Annotated in this window: 18 protein-coding genes; 3 read left to right on the top strand and 15 right to left on the bottom strand. The window is 62.8% G+C overall.

Going from position 1 to position 18,435, the window contains the following annotated elements:
* Positions 1–13: 13 nt before the first annotated feature.
* From sctE to J3P91_RS18535, 15 genes are all read right to left on the bottom strand, one after another.
* Positions 14–1,783: a type III secretion system translocon subunit SctE gene (sctE, locus tag J3P91_RS18465; RefSeq protein ID WP_434601363.1), complete on the bottom strand. Its 1,770-nt coding sequence runs from the start codon at positions 1,781–1,783 to the stop codon at positions 14–16.
* Positions 1,780–2,271 carry a type III secretion system translocator chaperone SicA gene (gene sicA / locus J3P91_RS18470; RefSeq protein WP_434601364.1) on the bottom strand — a complete coding sequence of 164 codons (492 nt, stop codon included), beginning with the start codon at positions 2,269–2,271 and terminating at the stop codon, positions 1,780–1,782. The genes sctE and sicA overlap by 4 nt, the downstream gene beginning before the upstream one ends.
* Positions 2,272–2,565: 294 nt before the next feature.
* Positions 2,566–3,600, bottom strand: coding sequence for an EscU/YscU/HrcU family type III secretion system export apparatus switch protein (locus J3P91_RS18475; RefSeq protein ID WP_434601365.1), 1,035 nt, complete (start codon positions 3,598–3,600; stop codon positions 2,566–2,568).
* Positions 3,575–4,378 carry a type III secretion system export apparatus subunit SctT gene (gene sctT, locus J3P91_RS18480; protein ID WP_434572911.1) on the bottom strand — a complete coding sequence of 268 codons (804 nt, stop codon included), beginning with the start codon at positions 4,376–4,378 and terminating at the stop codon, positions 3,575–3,577. The genes J3P91_RS18475 and sctT overlap by 26 nt, the downstream gene beginning before the upstream one ends.
* A 2-nt stretch (positions 4,379–4,380) precedes the next feature.
* Positions 4,381–4,635: an EscS/YscS/HrcS family type III secretion system export apparatus protein gene (locus J3P91_RS18485; protein WP_434601366.1), complete on the bottom strand. Its 255-nt coding sequence runs from the start codon at positions 4,633–4,635 to the stop codon at positions 4,381–4,383.
* An 8-nt stretch (positions 4,636–4,643) separates the two neighbouring features.
* Entirely contained in the window at positions 4,644–5,303 is a 660-nt protein-coding gene (locus J3P91_RS18490) for an EscR/YscR/HrcR family type III secretion system export apparatus protein (protein WP_434601367.1), read from the bottom strand.
* The gene (locus J3P91_RS18495) at positions 5,296–6,219 is read right to left on the bottom strand and encodes a FliM/FliN family flagellar motor switch protein (RefSeq protein WP_434601368.1); all 924 of its coding nucleotides are present in this window, start codon (positions 6,217–6,219) and stop codon (positions 5,296–5,298) included. The genes J3P91_RS18490 and J3P91_RS18495 overlap by 8 nt, the downstream gene beginning before the upstream one ends.
* Positions 6,216–7,091 carry a SpaN/EivJ family type III secretion system needle length determinant gene (locus J3P91_RS18500; RefSeq protein WP_434601369.1) on the bottom strand — a complete coding sequence of 292 codons (876 nt, stop codon included), beginning with the start codon at positions 7,089–7,091 and terminating at the stop codon, positions 6,216–6,218. The genes J3P91_RS18495 and J3P91_RS18500 overlap by 4 nt, the downstream gene beginning before the upstream one ends.
* Entirely contained in the window at positions 7,088–7,543 is a 456-nt protein-coding gene (locus J3P91_RS18505; RefSeq protein WP_434601370.1) for a type III secretion protein, read from the bottom strand. Before J3P91_RS18505 ends, J3P91_RS18500 begins: the two co-directional genes overlap by 4 nt.
* Entirely contained in the window at positions 7,527–8,813 is a 1,287-nt protein-coding gene (gene sctN / locus J3P91_RS18510) for a type III secretion system ATPase SctN (protein WP_434605165.1), read from the bottom strand. Before sctN ends, J3P91_RS18505 begins: the two co-directional genes overlap by 17 nt.
* A complete protein-coding gene (locus J3P91_RS18515; RefSeq protein ID WP_434601371.1) occupies positions 8,813–9,217 on the bottom strand; it encodes an Invasion protein B family in 405 nt (134 codons plus the stop codon). The genes sctN and J3P91_RS18515 overlap by 1 nt, the downstream gene beginning before the upstream one ends.
* A 12-nt stretch (positions 9,218–9,229) precedes the next feature.
* Positions 9,230–11,281: an EscV/YscV/HrcV family type III secretion system export apparatus protein gene (locus tag J3P91_RS18520; protein ID WP_434605167.1), complete on the bottom strand. Its 2,052-nt coding sequence runs from the start codon at positions 11,279–11,281 to the stop codon at positions 9,230–9,232.
* Positions 11,282–11,304: 23 nt separating this feature from the next.
* Positions 11,305–12,411 carry a type III secretion system gatekeeper subunit SctW gene (gene sctW / locus J3P91_RS18525; protein ID WP_434601372.1) on the bottom strand — a complete coding sequence of 369 codons (1,107 nt, stop codon included), beginning with the start codon at positions 12,409–12,411 and terminating at the stop codon, positions 11,305–11,307.
* Entirely contained in the window at positions 12,408–14,060 is a 1,653-nt protein-coding gene (gene sctC / locus J3P91_RS18530; protein ID WP_434601373.1) for a type III secretion system outer membrane ring subunit SctC, read from the bottom strand. Before sctC ends, sctW begins: the two co-directional genes overlap by 4 nt.
* Positions 14,057–14,797, bottom strand: coding sequence for a helix-turn-helix domain-containing protein (locus J3P91_RS18535; RefSeq protein ID WP_434572898.1), 741 nt, complete (start codon positions 14,795–14,797; stop codon positions 14,057–14,059). Before J3P91_RS18535 ends, sctC begins: the two co-directional genes overlap by 4 nt.
* 242 nt (positions 14,798–15,039) lie before the next feature.
* On the opposite strand from J3P91_RS18535, the gene J3P91_RS18540 reads away from it, so the two are divergent.
* The 3 genes from J3P91_RS18540 (at position 15,040) to J3P91_RS18550 (ending at position 18,431) form a co-directional block, all read left to right on the top strand.
* Positions 15,040–16,251, top strand: a complete 1,212-nt coding sequence (locus tag J3P91_RS18540; protein WP_434601374.1) for a CmpA/NrtA family ABC transporter substrate-binding protein — start codon at positions 15,040–15,042, stop codon at positions 16,249–16,251.
* Between the two features lie 14 nt (positions 16,252–16,265).
* Positions 16,266–16,841 carry an ANTAR domain-containing response regulator gene (locus J3P91_RS18545; RefSeq protein ID WP_434601375.1) on the top strand — a complete coding sequence of 192 codons (576 nt, stop codon included), beginning with the start codon at positions 16,266–16,268 and terminating at the stop codon, positions 16,839–16,841.
* Between the two features lie 378 nt (positions 16,842–17,219).
* The gene (locus J3P91_RS18550) at positions 17,220–18,431 is read left to right on the top strand and encodes a nitrate/nitrite transporter (RefSeq protein WP_305499861.1); all 1,212 of its coding nucleotides are present in this window, start codon (positions 17,220–17,222) and stop codon (positions 18,429–18,431) included.
* Positions 18,432–18,435: the final 4 nt, after the last annotated feature.

Below are 18,435 nucleotides of genomic sequence, written 5' to 3' on the forward strand. Positions count from 1 at the left end.
GTCGGATGGAATGTCAGACGTGCCGGGCCATTTGCAGGCTGACGGAATGGCTTCGCTGCAGGTCGGCAAACAGCTGTTCGATCTGGCGTGTTCGGGCCTGCATCGCCTGGCCGTAGTCATCGACCACCTGAGTGAGGTAGGTGGTGATTTCCTCGCTGATGGCCATGCGCACCCGCACATCGGCGAGGTGCACGGCCGCCTGGGCCTGGTGCTGGCCGCTCTTGATCTGTAATCCGCCTTGCACCGCCACGCTGCCGAATTCGGTGATTGCCTGGGTGATCTCCAGGTTGGCGGCATAGCGCGCCAGCGTTACCGGATCGGCGCCGTTGGTAATGACGCTGCGCAGTTGCGTCAGCATCTGGGTCAGTGTATTGCCGACCGAGGTTGCCACTTGCTTCATCGCCTGCATCGCCGCGGGTGCGGCCTGGGCGACCATCGAGGCAAGTTTCGAGGCAACGGCGCTGAGCATCGGCCCGATCACCTGCGCCCCGACCACGGCTACCAACGCGACGGCGGCCAGCGTCGCGACGATCCCCTGGATCATGCCGGCGATCTGCGCGATTTCCTTGGCCTTGTCCTCATCGACGCCCAGGCCGACCAGCAACCTGGTGTAGAGCTCGGTGAACAGCTTGATGGCTTCCTGCATGACGATGGTCAGCGGCTTCATGACTTCGCCCATGAACGACACACCGGTTTTATCCTTGATTACCGAATCGGCGATCATCACGGCCGCGCCGACCACGCCCACCGCGATCAGCACCGGGTTGGCGGTCAAGACGCCGGCGGCGATAGTTGCAATGGCCAATATCGCCCCGACGATCTTGCCGATGCAGCCCATGGTTTTCTGCAACGCCTCGGCCTTGCGGACTTCCTCCAGGTATTTTTCCGACTCACGTTCCATGTGGGCCTGGAGCCTGGTCTGCAGCTCGTGGAAAAGCTCCTGGTTAAGCTCCTCCTTGTTTTGCGCCGACTCGCCGAGCAGCTCGATGATTTGCAAACGGCTCAACAACGCTTGCGCCCCACTGGAGAGGGCTTTTTCGTCGGCTTGCCGAGCGCCTGGCGTGTTGATGCCGGAGGCATGCACTTTTGCGCTTGTTTCGCTCACCGCCTTGGCACAGGCGTTGGCCACTTCGATCAATTTCAGATGAGCATCGGTTGCCACCTTGAAGGCTTGGGTGTGGCTCGCCAACTCGCCTTTGAGCTGGTCGCGACGCGCCAGCTCCCGAGTATATTCCGGCGATTGCGGGTCGAGCTTCGTCAGCCGGGCCTCGCTTTCGTCCAGCCGTCCCTGGGCATGCGCGACCCGTTCACGCAACTGCTCGAGGTGTTCCTGGCTACTGCCGACGTCGCCCTCGGCAACTTCCATCGCCTGGACGGCAGCGGTGTATTCGGCGGACAGTTTTTCATGCCCTTGCTGCCTGGCTCCGGCCATGCTCTGTAGCATTGCCAGGCGACTCTTCAGCTTCTTGACGTCGACCTCGCCGATCAGCTCGTTGATCATCGCCATCAACAACGTGAACAGATCGCCGCTGGTATCCGGCTTGCCGCCGTCGACGCGCGGAGGCGGCGCTTGCAGTACGGGTTTGCCTGCGTTGGCACCAGGCTGACCGTCGCGGCCTTCGTACTTCACCGACATCAGGCGTGCCAAGGCGTCCTGCCCGGCCTTCTGGTAATCCACCGTTCGTGCGGCCTTGGCGGCGGCCTCGGCGTATTTTTCAAAGGCCTCGCCACGGCTCATGGGGCCGTGATGCCCCGGGTGGCCAGTCGTCCTTATTTCGCTCATGTGCAGCCCTCCGGACCTTGCTGTTCCATCATGTGAGCCAACGTGTCGAGATATACCCTGGCTTGCTCGTGCAGCTCGTCTTGCGTGGTTTGTTCCAGTACATACTCGAAACACAACCGGGCCTTGCCGACCTTGCCCAAGGCCAGGTGACACTGGCCGGTGTACAACATGGGCCGGTAGTCGTTCTTGCCCTGGGCGAAGGCAATCGCATACAGGTCGATGGCTTTCTGGTGGTTCTGCTTGAGTTGGTGCACCGCAGCCAGTCCCATCCAGTAATGGCTGTTGTAGAAGTCGTAGATGCACAGGAAGTGGAAGAACTTCTCGGCATCGTCCAGCCGCCCCTGTTCATAGAACTGGAAGGCAAAGGCATACAGACTGTCCATGTGTTCGTCGGTGATGCCTTGCACATCCTTCAACGCCGCGCCGCCGAGCACGGCGTCGACGACATCCAGGGCTACCTGCTCGTCTTGTTTGTTGTCGCGACTCATCCGCCACACTCCTGAGAAAACGCCAGCGTTGCTGACCGATGCATTGAGCCAAAAACGCTGAAGGGCCCGCTGCCAGATTGCGCTCATGCAACAAAAACCAGACCGACGAGACTGCTCTTGTGCCAAGCCGCTGTTGTGGCGAGGGAGCTTGCTCCCGCTGGGCTGAGCAGCAGCCCCCTCCAAAAAGCGACTCAATCGGTCTGAAGCACCGCGCCGCCAGGCTTTGGGGCCGCTTCGCGCCCCAGCGGGAGCAAGCTCCCTCGCCACAAGGGCCGTGCCTGGCTTTGCTTGGTTTCAAGCCTGCTCGACCTGTTCGAGCCAGATCAGCAGGCGCAGCACTTCCTCGACTTCCTGCACCTGGAGGAAGCTGTAGCGCTGGTGGGTCTTGAAAATCCGTCGGGCCAGGGCGATGTCGTTGACCACCGGCACGCCCACTTCCTTGGCATATGCCCGCACGGCCAGGGCGCGCTGGTTGGTTTCCATCAGCGAGATGAACGGCAGCAAAGTGATTTCCGGGCGGAAATACACGCCGATGGCGATGTGGGTCGGATTGGCGATGATCATGCGCGAGCTGCGCACATCGGACTTGACCTGCTCCGACAGCAGTTCCATGTGCAGGTCGCGGCGGCGCCCCTTGATCTGCGGGTCGCCATCCTGCTCCTTGTGCTCACGCTTGACCGCATCCTTGTCCATCATCTGGTCTTTCATGAACAACCAGTACTCGCTGAGGGCATCGAGCACGACGATCAGCAGGACGCAGGCCAGGAAGGCCACCACCAGCACCAGCAGCAAGTGCCCCCAGATAGCGAACAGCTCAGGCGCCTGGACGAACAGTTGGGCAAACAACAGCTGCCGTTGAGTGATCCAGACGATCCACAGCGCCATGGCAAAACTGCCCAGGTACAACAACGCCTTGAACGTGTCCTTGACGGTGCGCAGGCTGAAGAGTTTCTTGAAGCCATTGACCGGGTTCAACGCGTCCAGATTGAGCTTCAACGCTTCGCTGGCCAGGGCAAAACCGCTTTGCAGCAGCGCGGGCAGCGCACTGGTCAGCACGCAAACCAGCAACAACGGCAACAGCGTCTTGAGGCCGAGCAGCACCAATGTCGCTGAATAGGCTTGCAGATCCGCCTGAAAATCGCTGGCGATGATGCGCCGGTAAACCTCCATGATCTCGATTAGCGAGCTGTTGAGCACCATGTAGGCAATGCCGCACAGGGTCAGGCAGGTGATGACCAGGTCCTTGGCCTTGAACGTCTGTCCTTTGCGCGCCGCATCCCTGAGCCGCTTGGCGGTGGGCTTTTCAGTCTTCGACGCGCTGGACGACATGGCTTGCCTCTCCGCCGTCCAGATAGTGCGCCAACCCATCGGCCTGCATGCCCATGCGCAGCACCTCATCCGGCAGATGCACGCCGAAATACAGCATCAGGACTACCAACGCCACCAGGCTCTTGACCGTCAACGATACGGAAAAGGCGTTCATCTGTGGCGCATAACGCGAAAGCAAGCCGAGCAAGGCCTCGCTGACCAGCAACGTCGCCACCACCGGCGCGCTGATGACCAGCGTCTTGCTCACCAGCGCATCCAGCAAATCCAGGACGGCAGGCAGGATCACCTGGCAGTGATTCGCCGGCGCACAGATGCGATAGCTATGACTGACGGTCTCAAGCATCAACAACATGCCGCCACCTTCGAGATAGACCGCCGCGGCAAACAACTGGAGAAAATTCGCCAACTCCGAAGTGTCGACACCGTTGGCCGGGTCCACCGTGCTGCTGAGCATCGCGCCGCGCTGGTTGTCAATCAGGTTGCCCATGGCATGCAACACCCAGAACGGCCAGCACAGCAGCACGCCCAACAGCACACCGATACCCGCCTCGCGCAGCATCAGGGCGAAGAACGCCAGGCTGTCGAGGGCCGGCGCGGGCACGCCGACGTAGCGCCAGAACCCCAGCGCCACCAGCACGATCACCGCATGGCGCGCCACCCCGGTCAGCACACCGCTGTTGAGAAACGGCAACATGAAAAAAATCGGTGCCAGGCGAGCCACGCCCAGTGTTGCGGCGGCAAACCCGGCATAGAGTTCGAAGAACAGCGTCATGGACATCGCTAATCCAACGCCAGGCGGATGACTTCGCGACTGAAATCGAGCAGGGTTTCGCCGTACCACCCCGAGAGCAGGAACAGGCACGCCGCGACTGCCAGCAACTTGAAGCCGAAGGGCAGCGTCTGTTCCTGCAACTGGGTCACGGTCTGGATCAACCCGATCACCAGCCCGACTATCGTGGCGACGATGATCGGCCAGGCCACCATGAGCAGGATCAAGTACAAGGTCTTGTTACCGGCATAAACCAGATCATTCATGGCCGCGCCTATGCCAGCAGCGTCAGGTATTGCTTGACCAGGCCGGTCGACAGCAACGCCCAGCCGTCCAGTGCGACAAACAGCACCAGCTTGATCGGTACGGAAATGATCACCGGACTCATCATCATCATGCCCAACGCCAGCAGGATGCTGGAAATCACCAGGTCCACGATCACAAAGGGCAGGTACAGATAAAAACCAATCTTGAAGGCACTTTTGATCTCGCTCAGCGCATAGGCCGGCAGGAGCGAAAACAAAGACGGCGTCAGTTCTTCATTGGCCGGCGGGTCTGCGTCGGTTCCATCCTGGACCGCCTGGGCCCGCTCGAAAAACAGCGCCAGTTCCGGGTCGGTGTACTTGCGCAGGTAATCCTTGTAGCCGCCCAGGCCGTTCTCGGCGAAATTCACCACCGACTCGATATCGGTAAACGCCACCGCTTCGGTCTTGTAATAGTCGTGACCCTGCTTGACGACCGGCGTCATGACAAAAATCGCCAGCATCAGCGCAATTGCATTGAGGGCCATGTTCGACGGCACCTGCTGCAAGCCCAGGGCGTTGCGCACGATGACAAAGACAATGGAAAACTTGATGTAGCAAGTGCCTGCCGCCACCAGGAACGGCAGCAGCGAGGCGAAGGCCAGCAAGGCGATCAGCGAAACATCATTCATCGCCACGGTCCCGATAGACGTCCAGCAGTTCAACGCCAAGTTGTCCGTCCAACTGCACCAGCTCCCCACGGGCAACAGGCTTGCCGTTGGCACGGACCTCGATGTTTCGCGCGACGTCCCCGGGCAGAGGGATCAGTTGCCCGTCGCTGATCTGCGCGAGCATGGCCAGATCGGTTGCATGGGTGGCGAGGACGAATTCCAGGCGCACCGGGAGCGCCCCCAGGTCGATCTGCGCGCCGGGCCCCGACGTTTCTTCCGGGCAGGCATCAGCCAGCGTTGGTTGCATGCGTAAACCCTCCTGGGTCAAGGTGAAAGTGCCAAGGCATTGCTGTATTAACAAGCACTGCCGGGTCAGCCGGTTGATGCGCAGCACATCACCTTGAGCCAGGCGCAGGCGACTGGCGAGGCTCAGGTGGCTGATGCCCAACACGAACGTCAGTCGCAACGGCAGATCGCCCAGCCACGCATCCGCCTCCAAAGGGCCACAGGCAGTGCCGGGCGTCGGTAGCTGCTGCAACCACAGGCGTCCCCGCGGCGTCGCGATCCAGGGCAAGGGGTAAGTGGGTAATCGCGTCGGGGCGACGCATTCGATGTCGCACAGCTCCCGGTAGCCCAGTTCGTCCACGTCCGGCAACAAGGGCCGTGGCACCGCTCGAAACAAGGCGACGATACTCGGCAACGGGCATTCGGCCGTCAGCAACGGCTGCAGGGTGGGGATCGAGTGATGCAGCCAGTCGTGGGCCATGATCAGTCCTTGCCAGCCGCCGCCCTCGCCTTGCGCGCGGAATCGCAGATAGCCGCGGCGCTGCGGCATCTGCTCCAGCCCCGCGTCCCGCCCGGCATGCCGCCAGCGTTGAATCGCTTGGGCATGAGCGTGCGCCGAAGCGTCGACGCGGCGCAGCTTCAGCGCGCTCATGCCGAATGCTCCGCCGATTCATCCTGATCCTCATCCGGCGATGGCTGCGACCCTTGGCGCTGCTGTTCGCCACCACGTTCAGCGAGTCGCCAGGCCGGCTCGCGGGCCAGCTCGAAAGGCTCTTTGAGCTGCTCGAACACCAAGGCATTGCTTGGGCTGAGCGTCAGGTTCCGAGTGGGCTCTTCGGGCCCGCGGCTGATGACCACCTGACCACTGGCCGCGCCTTTGTTGAAAGGGATCTGCAACAAGCCCCGGTCTGCCGATGGCAGTGCTTCAACCAAGGCGTCGGTTGTCGAGGACGGCATGGGCGGCAGCGGGCGCTGCACGGAAACAACCGACGACGCCTGGCGCGGGGCTTGAAGACTCGTCGGCAGTTGGGGTATCTGTTCGGCGCCGATGGGGGCGGTTGGCGTATCACTGGCGAGGGGACGGTTCATCGGCTCGGGCAAAACTGCAAGCGCTGTCGGCATTACCCTGTCGACGACAGACGCCGTCGGCTCCGGACGTTGTGGCAACGCCTGTTGTACCGGTGTAGCAGACAACAAAGGCTTTTCCGAAAAAGGCATGGCTGCCCGGAGATTCGGCTGAACGGCGTCTGGTTCGATGTCCATCGTCGTCTGGACAATCGATGCAGCGCCGTCGAATTGCACTTCCACGCTTCGCCGGGCAGCGACTGTCGTGTGCCAGGCCATTGCGCCACGGGGTTCGGCAGGTCCCGGCCGTATCAGCAAAGCCATCAGATCAAGGACACCTTGCGGCAGCTCGTCCAGCTGCACCGGAACCAGCTCGGTCCGGTGCTCATCGCTCGAACGCCGGTCGGCGGGATCCTCGACCTGGATCGGTCGAGTGGGAACCACGGATATCTTGCTCATCGACGAACTCCGATCATCTCTTCCAGCTCCCGCTCTTCCCGGCGCGCCGCTTCAAGCCGTTGCGCGTGCACCAGTCGCTGGACTGAATCCACATATTTGTCGTGTCGGCGCTTCAATGAACGCAGCAGCTCACGTTGCCCGAGCAATTGTTGCTCGACCTGCCGGCACTGCTGCTCGACGCGGTCACGCTCGACGCGCAACACGTCGATCCGCCGGCGGATCACCGCCTGGGTGCGCAGCAGCGCCAACAGTTGTCCGTGGTCCAGCACACAATCGTTCACCCGATGGCTGACCAGCAGGCCCTGCAGCGCAGCCTCCTGTTCGTCGAAACCGGAGCGTTCTCGCAGCAGCGGCTGCAACTGACGCTGGGCGCGCACCACCGCCAGTTCGCCGCGTTGCCGGCGAAACAGACTGAAGGCCAGCAAGCGCCGTCGATCATCCAAGGAGTTCATGCAGGCTCCGCAGTGCTTCGTCCGGCGCGCAATATTCGGCTGTCGGTTGGCGCAGCCACCGGTCAAGCGCGTCGCGACGTTGCAGCGCGTGGTCGTTGGCGGCGTCGGCACCCGGACTGTATTCACCCATGTCGAGAAAAACCTGCAACCGTTCCAGGCGCGCCAGGATCTTGCGGGCCGCCACGGCCAACTGCCGGACCTCTGGCGAGGTGACTTGCGTCGCCACCCGACTGGCGCTGCGCAGAACATCGATTGCCGGATAGTGCCCCTTGGCCGCCAGGGCACGGCTGAGGTAGACATGGCCGTCAAGAATGGAGCGAATCTCCTCGGCGATCGGGTCCGGCTCGTCGTCACTTTCCAGCAACACCGTGTACCAGGCGGTAATGCTGCCCGAGGCGGTCACGCCGGGTCGTTCCAGCAGGCGCGGCAAGGCATCGAACACCGAGGCCGGATAGCCGCGCCGCGCCGGTGCTTCGCCAGCCGCCAGGGCCAGATCGCGCCGCGCGCGGGCGTAGCGCGTCAGCGAGTCCAGCAGCAACACCACGCGTCGGCCCTCGTCGCGAAAATATTCGGCGATGGCGGTGGCCAGCAACGCTGCGTTGCAGCGATCCACCGAGGAGAAATCCGAAGTGGCGTACACCACCACGCAACAAGAGCGCTTGGGCGACTGGCGCAGGTGCTCGATGAACTCGGTCACTTCGCGCCCGCGCTCGCCAATCAGGCCGACCACGAAGACGTCTGCGTCCGTGTGCTCGATCAGCATGTCGATCAGGGTGGTCTTGCCGGAGCCGGCGGCGGCAAAAATGCCGATGCGCTGGCCCACTCCACAGGTCAGCAAACCGTCGATGACCCGAATGCCGGTTCGCAAGGGTTCCACGACTGGCCGCCGCTGCCGGTACGACGGCGGATCGGCATCCACCGGGCAGTCGCGCTGGACGGTCAACGTCGCCGGCGCCAGGCGCTCGACCACGACGCCCTGCGGATCGACCACGCTGCCAAGCAAGGCGTCGCTACAGGTCAGTTGCAGGGACGAGCCCGTCGGCACGATCATCGATTCCCGGGACAGGCCCTTCGCATCGCCGAGCAAACTGAGCAGCACCGCACCGGGCTTGAAGCCGATGACCTGGGCCCTGGCGGCGATGTCGGGCGAGCGCCAGTGTCGACGCACCTCACAGATCTCGCCAATGACCACCTCGCTCAGCGCCGCCTCGATCAAGGGACCGCTCAGGCGCAACGGATGGGCCGCCCGTCGTTCCAGCCGGGAGTGGATCAACGGAGGATTTCCAAGAGGCTTCCAAGGCCCTGCACAAAGGAATCGAGCGCCTGGGCCAGATGCTCGGCATCGCTCAGGGCCTGGGCATTGGCCAGCAAACGCAACTCCAGCCGCCCCTCGACTTCGCACAGGTGCAGTTGTCCGGTACGGGAAAACGGGTTGCCTTCGAGCAAGAACTGCAGCAGATCGAAAGCACAGTAATTCAACGACTGTGGCATCGCTTCGGCGACCGCTGCCCAGAGCCACACATCGCCTTCGACGACAGCCAGGCTAACATCGGGCAGATTGCTTAATTGCATCGTTATCGTGCCGTGGCTGTCGAAGTGCCCTATCTGACTGTCCACGCAACCGCTGTGACGCAGTGCTTCGCGCAACAGGCCGGCAATATCCATCGGTATCATGTGCAGAGTTCCTTAGAGCGTCTTGATGACATTGACCGAGACGGTCTCGGAAACTTCGCCGAACGACATGACGTCCAGCTCCCGAAAACGCCCCTCGATCAGCCGCTTGATGTAGCGCCGTACGTCGACCGAACACAGCAGCACCATGTCCTTGTGGGCGATGTGCAGGCTGTCCAGGCCGACACTGAGTCGGTCCATCAGCTCTTCCGACTCGGCCGGTTCCAGGTTGAGAAAATGGCCGCCCGAGGTCTGCCGGACCCCACGGCGTACCACGTCCTCGAATTCCGCCGACAACAGCAACACCGGCAACTCGTTGCCCCGGGCAAACTTGTTGCTGATATAGCGGGCCATCGCGCCGCGAACGTGCTCGACCAGCGCCAGTACGTCTTTCTCCCGGGAGGCCCAAAGGGCCAGTGCCTCCAGGATGAGCTTCATGTTGCGTACCGAAATGCGTTCGCCGACCAGCCGTTGCAGCACTTCGGCAATCTTCTGCACCGTGACGTGGCGATAGACTTCCTTGAGCAGATCGGGATACCGCGTTTCCATTTCGTCGAGCAGGTGCTTGGTTTCCTGCACGCCGAAAAATTCCTGGATGTTGCGCGCCAGCAACGTGACCAGGCAGCGGTAGCATTCTTCGTCAGCCGGTCGCAGGTGGTAGCCCAACTGTTGCACCCGCTCCCGGTCGGCGGCGCTGACCCAGACCCCGCCGAGGCGATTGCTGTCGTCGCCGCGCACCAGGGCAAAACCCAGCGGTTCGAGCTCGGGGGAATAGTCCAGCAGGCGCCAATGGTCGAAATGGATATCGAACTGTTCGGCGCGCACTTCATTGATCAGCACCGCCACTTGATGCGCCGGCAGCGCCTCGCTGGCCCGTAGCCGCGGCTCCGGAATGCGCAGCCCGTAATCGACGAAGAACTGGCTGCGAAAGCGCGCCGCCCAGCGGTTCTTTTCCAGTTCCTGCAGGCGTGCCGTGGGCACCAGCAGCATCAGCGCGATGGTTTCTGTCGCGATATTCTCGACATCATCGAGCAACCCCGATTCGCCCTGGACCGAACCCTGTTCGGCGGGTTCGGCGCGGCTTTCGTCCGCACCCGCCTGGCGCAACGAGCGGCGATGGCGCACAAACACAACCAGCCCCAGCACACTGGCGATCGAGAGGAATGTCAGCAACGGAAAACCGGGCAACAGGCCCACGCCCACCGCCAACAGTGCGGTTACGCCCAGGACGAATGGGTTGCCGAGCATCTGGGCGAGCATGTTGCGCCCCAGGTTGCTGTCGTCACCGTTGACCCGGGTGACGATGAAACCTGCGCCAATGGCGATCAGCAGCGCGGGTATCTGTGCGACCAGGCCGTCGCCGATGGTCAGCAAGGTGTAGGTCGACAGGGCCGTGGACATGTCCATGCCCATCTGCCCGACACCAATGGCCATGCCGCCGATGAAGTTGACGAAAATAATGATGATGCCGGCAATTGCGTCACCCTTGATGAATTTCATCGCTCCGTCGAAAGAACCGTACAACTGGCTTTCGCGCTCCAGCACACTGCGTTTTTCCCGCGCCTGGGTCGCATCGATGGCACCGGCCTTGAGGTCGCCGTCGATGCTCATCTGCTTGCCGGGCATGCCGTCCAGGGAGAAACGTGCCGCCACCTCGGCGACCCGCTCCGAGCCTTTGGTGATCACGATGAACTGGACAATCGTGACGATGGAAAAAATCACGAACCCCACCACCAGGCTTTCGCCGATCACGAAGTCGCCGAACGAGGCGATGATCTCTCCGGCATCGGCCTGGCTCAGGATCAGCCGGCTGGTGCTGATCGACAGCGCCAGGCGGAACAGCGTGGTCAACAGCAGCAATGCCGGGAACGTCGAGTAGCTGAGGATGCGTTCGATGTAGAACGAGCCCATGAACACCAGCAGAGAAATGACGATGTTCAGGCCGATGAGGAAATCCACCAGCACTGTCGGTAGGGGGATGATCAGCATCGCAATAATCATCACCATCAACGTCAGGATCAGTAGCTCGGGCCGGGCACTGACATTGCGCAGAAAGACGTTGAGCAGCGAGGCCGGGGGGCGGGAGGACATCATGGTTGGGGCTCGCTGCGGTGCTGCTCGATGCACTCGTGGGCATGGGCAACATCGGCCAGGCGCGTGAACTGCAAGGCCAGGCGCTGCGGCGCGGCTTCGTCAACGAACAGTGGCGCGGGCAAGCGCAGGCAGAGCCGGCGCACGGCTTGAAGCAACATCGAGCGTTCACGGTGGGAACTGAGCAGCGCCTGCTCGCCCACTGTGCCGAGCAACAGTTGGTCGAGATCATCTGGGCAGGTCAACACGCCGAGCAGGAACACCAGCCAATCGGCCTCGTGGGGGTTGTGCCGGCAGATGAGTCCATCGTCGAGCACGGCACCGACGAACAGCTGGTCGGCCGAGCGCAGGCGCTTGATATCGGTCACCCTGGCAAAAAGCAGGCCGAACTCGATGCGCGAGCAACTGGGGTCCTGGGCACTGATGTCGGTCAGCAATGCGGCCTCGATGAAGGCCAGCACATTCATGCGCTGTGGCGCGCCGTACAGGGCAATCCAGTCCTGGTAGCAACCGAGCGGGCCTTCGTCGGACTCGAGGAAATCGCGGTAGGTCTCGCGTAGCAGGCTGGCCCGCACCGCCATGGTCGAACCAAACATTCGCGCCTTGAGCGCCGCATTGATGCCGGCGTTCATGCGCTTGGGATCAGCCTGGGTAACCACCGTCTGCTTCAGCGCCGTGAGTCGCTGCCGCGTGGAGGCTTCGAGTGTGCGGCGGCGCAACAACGCTCGCAGCACCAGCACCAGATCGCTGTCATCGGGAAACAGGCTGCGTGCCATCTGCAGCAACCAGTCGACAGGTTTGTCCGCCAGCCGGGCCAGGCTCAATACCTGGCGCGCCTTGGGCACGGTATCGTCCTCGAGCACTCGTTCGAAGGTATCGGCCTGGGTGCCTGACTTGAGCTCGAACAACCGTCGGCCACGGAACTGCGCGAGCGCCGCCGACAGCTCGTCGCTGATCTGCACGATGCGCTGCGCCACCGCGGCCGTCGCGCTGTCGTCCGGGCCCGTCTCGACGTCGACTGACGGCTGGCGGTGCTCTGCGGCTTTCTCGGCATTCAAGCGCGCCTGGGCGGCCCGTCCACCTGGGGATATCGGCGTCAGGATCATTTCTCCGACATCCGGAAGTACATCCGGCGCACCCGTTCGTGCAGCTCCGGGCTCAGCACTTCTGCGCCCTGCTCCAGCGTGGCCGACTCAAGGGCATCGACGATCTCCTTGGGCTGGATCAGGAACACCCGAACCGTGTTCGCCGAGCGGCTCTGGCGATAGCTGAACAACCTGCCGATCCAGGGAATCGAACCCAGCACCGGGATGCGTCCGATCTGCTCGCCGTGGTCATCGCGGGTGAACCCGCCGACCAGCAGGCTCTTGCCTTGTGGCACCCGCGCCACGGTGCTGATACGCGTGCGCCCGACCGTCGGCAAAGCCCCTTGCTGTTCGCCCTGGCCGGGGTTCTCCACCTCGTTGCCGTCCTCGATATTGAGCAGCATCTCGATTTCATCCGACTGGGCGAAACGCGGCAGAACGCTCACCAGCGTGCCGTAGGTCACATGCTGAAGATCGACGCTGCGCTCGCCTACCAGCGGCGCGTAGAACGTGCGGTTGTTATCGAAGATTGCCGGCACGTTCTCTTGCGTCAGGATGACCGGGCGCGAGACGACGTTGGCCCGCTGGGTACGCTCCAGCGCCATGACCTGGGTGACGAACGAAACACCGTCCAGGGTGGTGGCCGAACCGGCGTTGAGCGATGCACTGAACTGGCCGCCCGACTTCAATGCGCCTTGCCAGTTGATGCCCAGTTGATTGAGCTCATCCTTGTGCAGGTCGATGATCCACAACGACAACTCGACGTGTCGTTTCGGCGTGTCCAGGGCACTGACGAGATTTTCGATGAAGTGGACCTGCTCCGGCAGGCCCTTGACCAACAGGCTGTTGGTGTCCGGATAGGCCACCACCCGAATGTTGCCGGCGGCCAGCTCCCGCGCAATGATCCGCGGTGCCAGCAGGTCCTGGTCCGAGGAGGCGTTTGCCAGTCCCTCCAACGGGAACTGCGGCATCGATCCACGCGCTTGTTGCGCGGGGGCTTGCGCCACTACCGGCTCGACCCCACGCTTCTCGCCCTGCAATAACTGCTCGATCACCGTGGCCAGCCCGGGGACGGTGACCTTGTCGTCACGCAGTTCATACTTGCGGTCACCGACGAAGGTGTTGCGCACATGGATGACGCCGATCTGCTGCTTGCCCAGCAGCAGCTCCGAGCGCTGGTTGTCCATCAAGCTTGCGGCTTGCGTCACCAGGTCGACATAGATCGGCGGCCCCGACACATGGAAGGTCCGTAAACCGTCGTGGCGCAACGGATAACGCGGATCATCCAGTCCGGAACGCCCGAGGAATGCCTGGAGCCTGGCCACGGTCAGGGTTTGCAGCGACATCATCGAGCTCTTGAATTCCGCAGCGTCATACAGGTAGATCGCCTGGCCATCGCTGTACCAGATCAACCCCATCTGCGCACTGACTCGCTCGAAAGTCCGCTGCGGCGTGCGCAGGGCGAACGTCCCGCCGATCCGCTTGACCGCTGCGGCCTTGCTGACAATCACCGGCTTGCCCAAGGCTGCGGAGAGTTCGCTGAAAAATGTCCGCGCGCTCTGCTCTCGGGCTTCGAACGTATAGACATCGGCCTGCGCGGCAACGGGCGCAAGCACCGCGATGCCCAGGCAATAGACGAGAAGAGCGGTAAGGGACAATCGGCGTTTCATCGGTTCACTGGCCTGGGCAAGTAGGTAATGTCAGCCAGGCTGCTGGGCGTAAAACCCACCAATTGACGAATCTCCCGAGAGAAATGCGAAGAAGAGGCAAAGCCGAACTCCAGCGCCACGTCGGTCAGGGAGCCGTCCTGCAGGCTCATGTCCAGCAATGCCCGGGCCGTACGCCAACCACGCAGGGCCGGTTTGGCCGCGCTCCCCAGGGCCTGTCGGCAAAGCCTGCGAAAATGCGAAACCGAGACGCCGTAGCGCTGTGCCAGGGTGTTGAGCTTTTCGCTGTGAGTGCCCTGCTCCAACAGAAAACGCACCAGCCCGTAACTTTCCTGGTGACGCAACAGGTTGGCCACCGCGTGATAGGCCTCGGTGCCGCGCATCGCCTGCTCGATGTACCAGCGTTCGAGGCGCTGCGGCGAGCGGACGATTTCTTCGTTTACCGGCAACAGCGCCCACGGCGCAACATCAGCCTTTTGCCCGGAGAAGGCAGCGCTCATGTCGAAAAAAGCCAGCAGCTTCACCAACGGCGCTTCGTCAATCGGCGTGACGTGCAGTTCGCCGCCGTGAAATTGCAGCGAATCGCTCAGCACCAGCAGCCCCTCCCACCCGGACGGCAGTGTCTGACCGAGGCCCGGCTGCCCCGCGTTCAGTTGAACCGGGCCCAGGGCAACACGCAGGTGCAGCACTCGCCCGCGCAGATCAGGCGAGGCCGGGAAGCAAAACGATTTTTCCTGCACATCCGTCTCCTTGCCAGGTGGCGATGAAAGGAGCGACAGGATGCAAGGCACGCCGTCCGCAATCCTGATGGGAAGGTGATGACGCGCGAGCTGGCATATGCCTTGCACCCTTTGTGTTCATCGGCACCCATCCCAATGGCGGAATGAGTGCCACACTGTTTCAAGGACAACGGCGTCGTCCTCCGGCCTTGCTCTGGCATCGGTCCGGGCACGGCGCTTTTTTATGCGGAAGGTGATGCGCGATGAACGAAATTCCAGCCACCCCCCTGGCTTGGGTCAATGGCAGCGATGCCCCGGAAAAGAGCGCGGTCAACCTCGGCTTCATGGCCCTGAGCGACTGCGCCCCGGTGGTCGTGGCCGCCACCCAGGGCTTCGCCCAGCCCTACGGCTTGACGCTGAACCTCAAGCGCCAGGCCTCCTGGGCCAACCTGCGGGACAAACTGGTCAGCGGTGAAATCGACGCGGCCCACAGCCTGTACGGCCTGGTTTATGCCGTGCACCTGGGCATCGGCGGCGTCGCGCCGACCGACATGGCCGTGCTGATGGGGCTGAACCAGAACGGCCAGAGCATCAACCTGTCCCATGGTTTGCAGGCGCAAGGCGTGACCAGTCCTGAGGCACTGGAGCAGCATGTGCACCAAACTCGCCCGAAACTGACCTTCGCCCAGACCTTTCCCACCGGCACCCATGCCATGTGGCTCTATTACTGGCTCGCCGCCCAGGGCATCCATCCGTTGTCGGATGTCGACAGCGTAGTGGTGCCACCGCCGCAGATGATCGCGCACCTGCAAGCCGGGCGCATCGATGGTTTCTGCGTCGGCGAGCCCTGGTGCGCCAGCGCCGTGAAGCAGAACCTCGGCTTTACCCTGGCGACTACCCAGACCATCTGGCCCGACCACCCGGAGAAAGTCCTGGGTTGTACCCGCGCGTTTGTCGAGCAATACCCCAACACTGCCCGCGCGCTGGTGATGGCCATCCTCGAAGCCAGCCGCTTCATCGAACAAAGCACTGAAAACCGCCGCAGTACCGCGCAATTGTTGAGCGCCCCGGAATACCTCGACGCTCCGCTCGATTGCATCGAGCCGCGCCTGCTCGGGATTTATTCCGATGGCCTGGGCAACAGCTGGCAGGATCCCCACGCCATGCGCTTTCATGGGGACGGCGAGGTGAACCTGCCGTACCTGTCCGACGGGATGTGGTTCATGACCCAGTTCCGGCGCTGGGGTCTGCTGCGCGAAGACCCGGACTACCTGGCCGTGGCCTGCCAGGTCCAACAGCTCAAGCTGTATCGTGAAGCCTGCGCGGCGCTGGGCGTGACGTCGCCTCGCCAGGACATGCGCAGCAGTCAACTGATCGACGGCACGACCTGGGACGGCTCGGACCCGGTCGGGTATGCCCGCAGCTTCAAACTGCACGCCTTGAGCGATGCGGCTCCCCTTCTCGCCAGCCGCTGACAGGAGCCTCGATTATGCTGCGTATCCTGCTGATCAACGACACCGCGAAAAAAGTCGGGCGTCTCAAGGCGGCCCTGATTGAAGGCGGATTCGAAGTGATCGACGAATCCGGATTGACCATCGACCTGCCGGCGCGCGTCGAAACGGTGCGTCCGGACGTGATCCTGATCGATACCGAGTCACCCGGGCGCGACGTCATGGAGCAAGTGGTGCTGGTCAGTCGTGACCAGCCACGACCGATCGTCATGTTTACCGACGAGCACGACCCGGATGTGATGCGGCAGGCGATCAAGTCAGGCGTCAGCGCCTACATCGTCGAAGGCATCCATGCCGCACGCCTGCAACCGATCCTCGACGTGGCCATGGCCCGCTTCGAAAGCGACCAGGCCCTGCGTGCGCAACTCCTGGCCCGGGACCAGCAACTGGCCGAACGCAAGCGCATCGAACTGGCCAAGGGCATGCTGATGAAAATGAAGGACTGCAACGAGGAACAGGCCTACACCCTGATGCGCCGCCAGGCCATGAGCCGCCAGCAGAAGCTGATCCAGGTGGCGGAGCAGATCATTGCCATGAACGAGTTGCTCGGCTGAAAGCCTTGTAGCGCCTGGCCAGACGCCTTCGCGAGCAGGCTCGCTCCCACAGGTTCGGAGAACACTCTGATTCCATGTGGGTCTGGGTGAACACAGCATTTGTGCACCCCACCGATCGACTGTGGGAGCGAGCCTGCTCGCGAAGGCCTCCCCCGAACCTCGCAGGTTGGCACAGATCTCGCTTAAACAACCCCACAGGTAACCAACGGCGGTTGCCCCACCTACGACAAAGACGTCGCAAACCCTCCTCGCCTCTCTGGCGATCCGGGTTGCGGCGTTTTTTTGTTTTGGCCCCGCGGGGCCGGTGGTGCGACCACAGACGGCGCACTGCTCAAAGCACTGACTCATTTCTCGAGACTTTTACAGCTGAGGTGCGCGATGAATTCAAGCTTCTGGAAATCCGGCCACACCCCGACATTGTTCGCGGCCTTCCTCTATTTCGACCTGAGCTTCATGGTCTGGTACCTGCTCGGCCCATTGGCGGTACAGATCTCCGCCGACCTGCACCTGACCACCCAGCAACGCGGCCTGATGGTCGCGACGCCAATCCTCGCCGGCGCCGTGCTGCGCCTGTTCATGGGCCTGCTGGCGGACCGCATTTCACCGAAGACCGCCGGCATGGTCGGCCAGGTGATCGTGATCGGCGCGCTGTTCTGCGCCTGGAAACTGGGCATCCACAGCTACGAACAAGCCCTGCTGCTGGGCCTGTTTCTGGGCGTGGCCGGCGCTTCGTTCGCCGTGGCCCTGCCGCTGGCTTCCCAGTGGTATCCACCACAGCACCAGGGCAAGGCCATGGGCATCGCCGGTGCCGGTAACTCGGGTACCGTGCTTGCCGCGTTGATCGCTCCGGTGATGGCGGTGGCCTTCGGCTGGACCAACGTGTTCGGCTTCGCGGTGATCCCGCTGGTGATTACCCTGGTCCTGTTCGCCTGGCTGGCCAAGAACGCACCGGAGCGGCCCAAGGCCAAATCCATGGCTGACTACCTCAAGGCCCTCGGTGACCGCGACAGCTGGTGGTTCATGTTCTTCTACAGCGTGACCTTCGGCGGCTTCATCGGCCTGGCCAGCGCCCTGCCCGGCTACTTCAACGACCAATATGGCCTGAGCCCGGTGACCGCCGGCTACTACACCGCGGCCTGCGTTTTCGGTGGCAGCCTGATGCGGCCCTTGGGTGGCGCGCTGGCGGACCGTTTCGGCGGCATCCGCACCTTGCTGGGCATGTACACCGTGGCGGCTGTCTGCATCGCCGCGGTCGGCTTCAACCTGCCGAGTTCCTATGCGGCGCTGGCCCTGTTCGTCTGCACCATGCTCGGCCTGGGGGCGGGCAACGGCGCGGTGTTCCAACTGGTGCCACAACGTTTCCGTCGCGAGATCGGCGTGATGACCGGGCTGATCGGCATGGCCGGCGGCATCGGCGGCTTCGCCCTGGCGGCGGGCATGGGCGCGATCAAGCAGAGCACCGGCAGCTACCAGCTGGCGCTGTGGTTGTTCGCCAGCCTCGGTGTGCTGGCCTGGTTCGGCCTGCACGGGGTCAAGCGTCGCTGGAGGACCACCTGGGGTTCGGCAGCGGTCACCGCGGCTCGGGTATAACCTG

Source organism: Pseudomonas sp. Z4-7 (genome assembly GCF_051131965.1).
In the GTDB taxonomy this organism is placed as follows: Bacteria; Pseudomonadota; Gammaproteobacteria; order Pseudomonadales; family Pseudomonadaceae; genus Aquipseudomonas.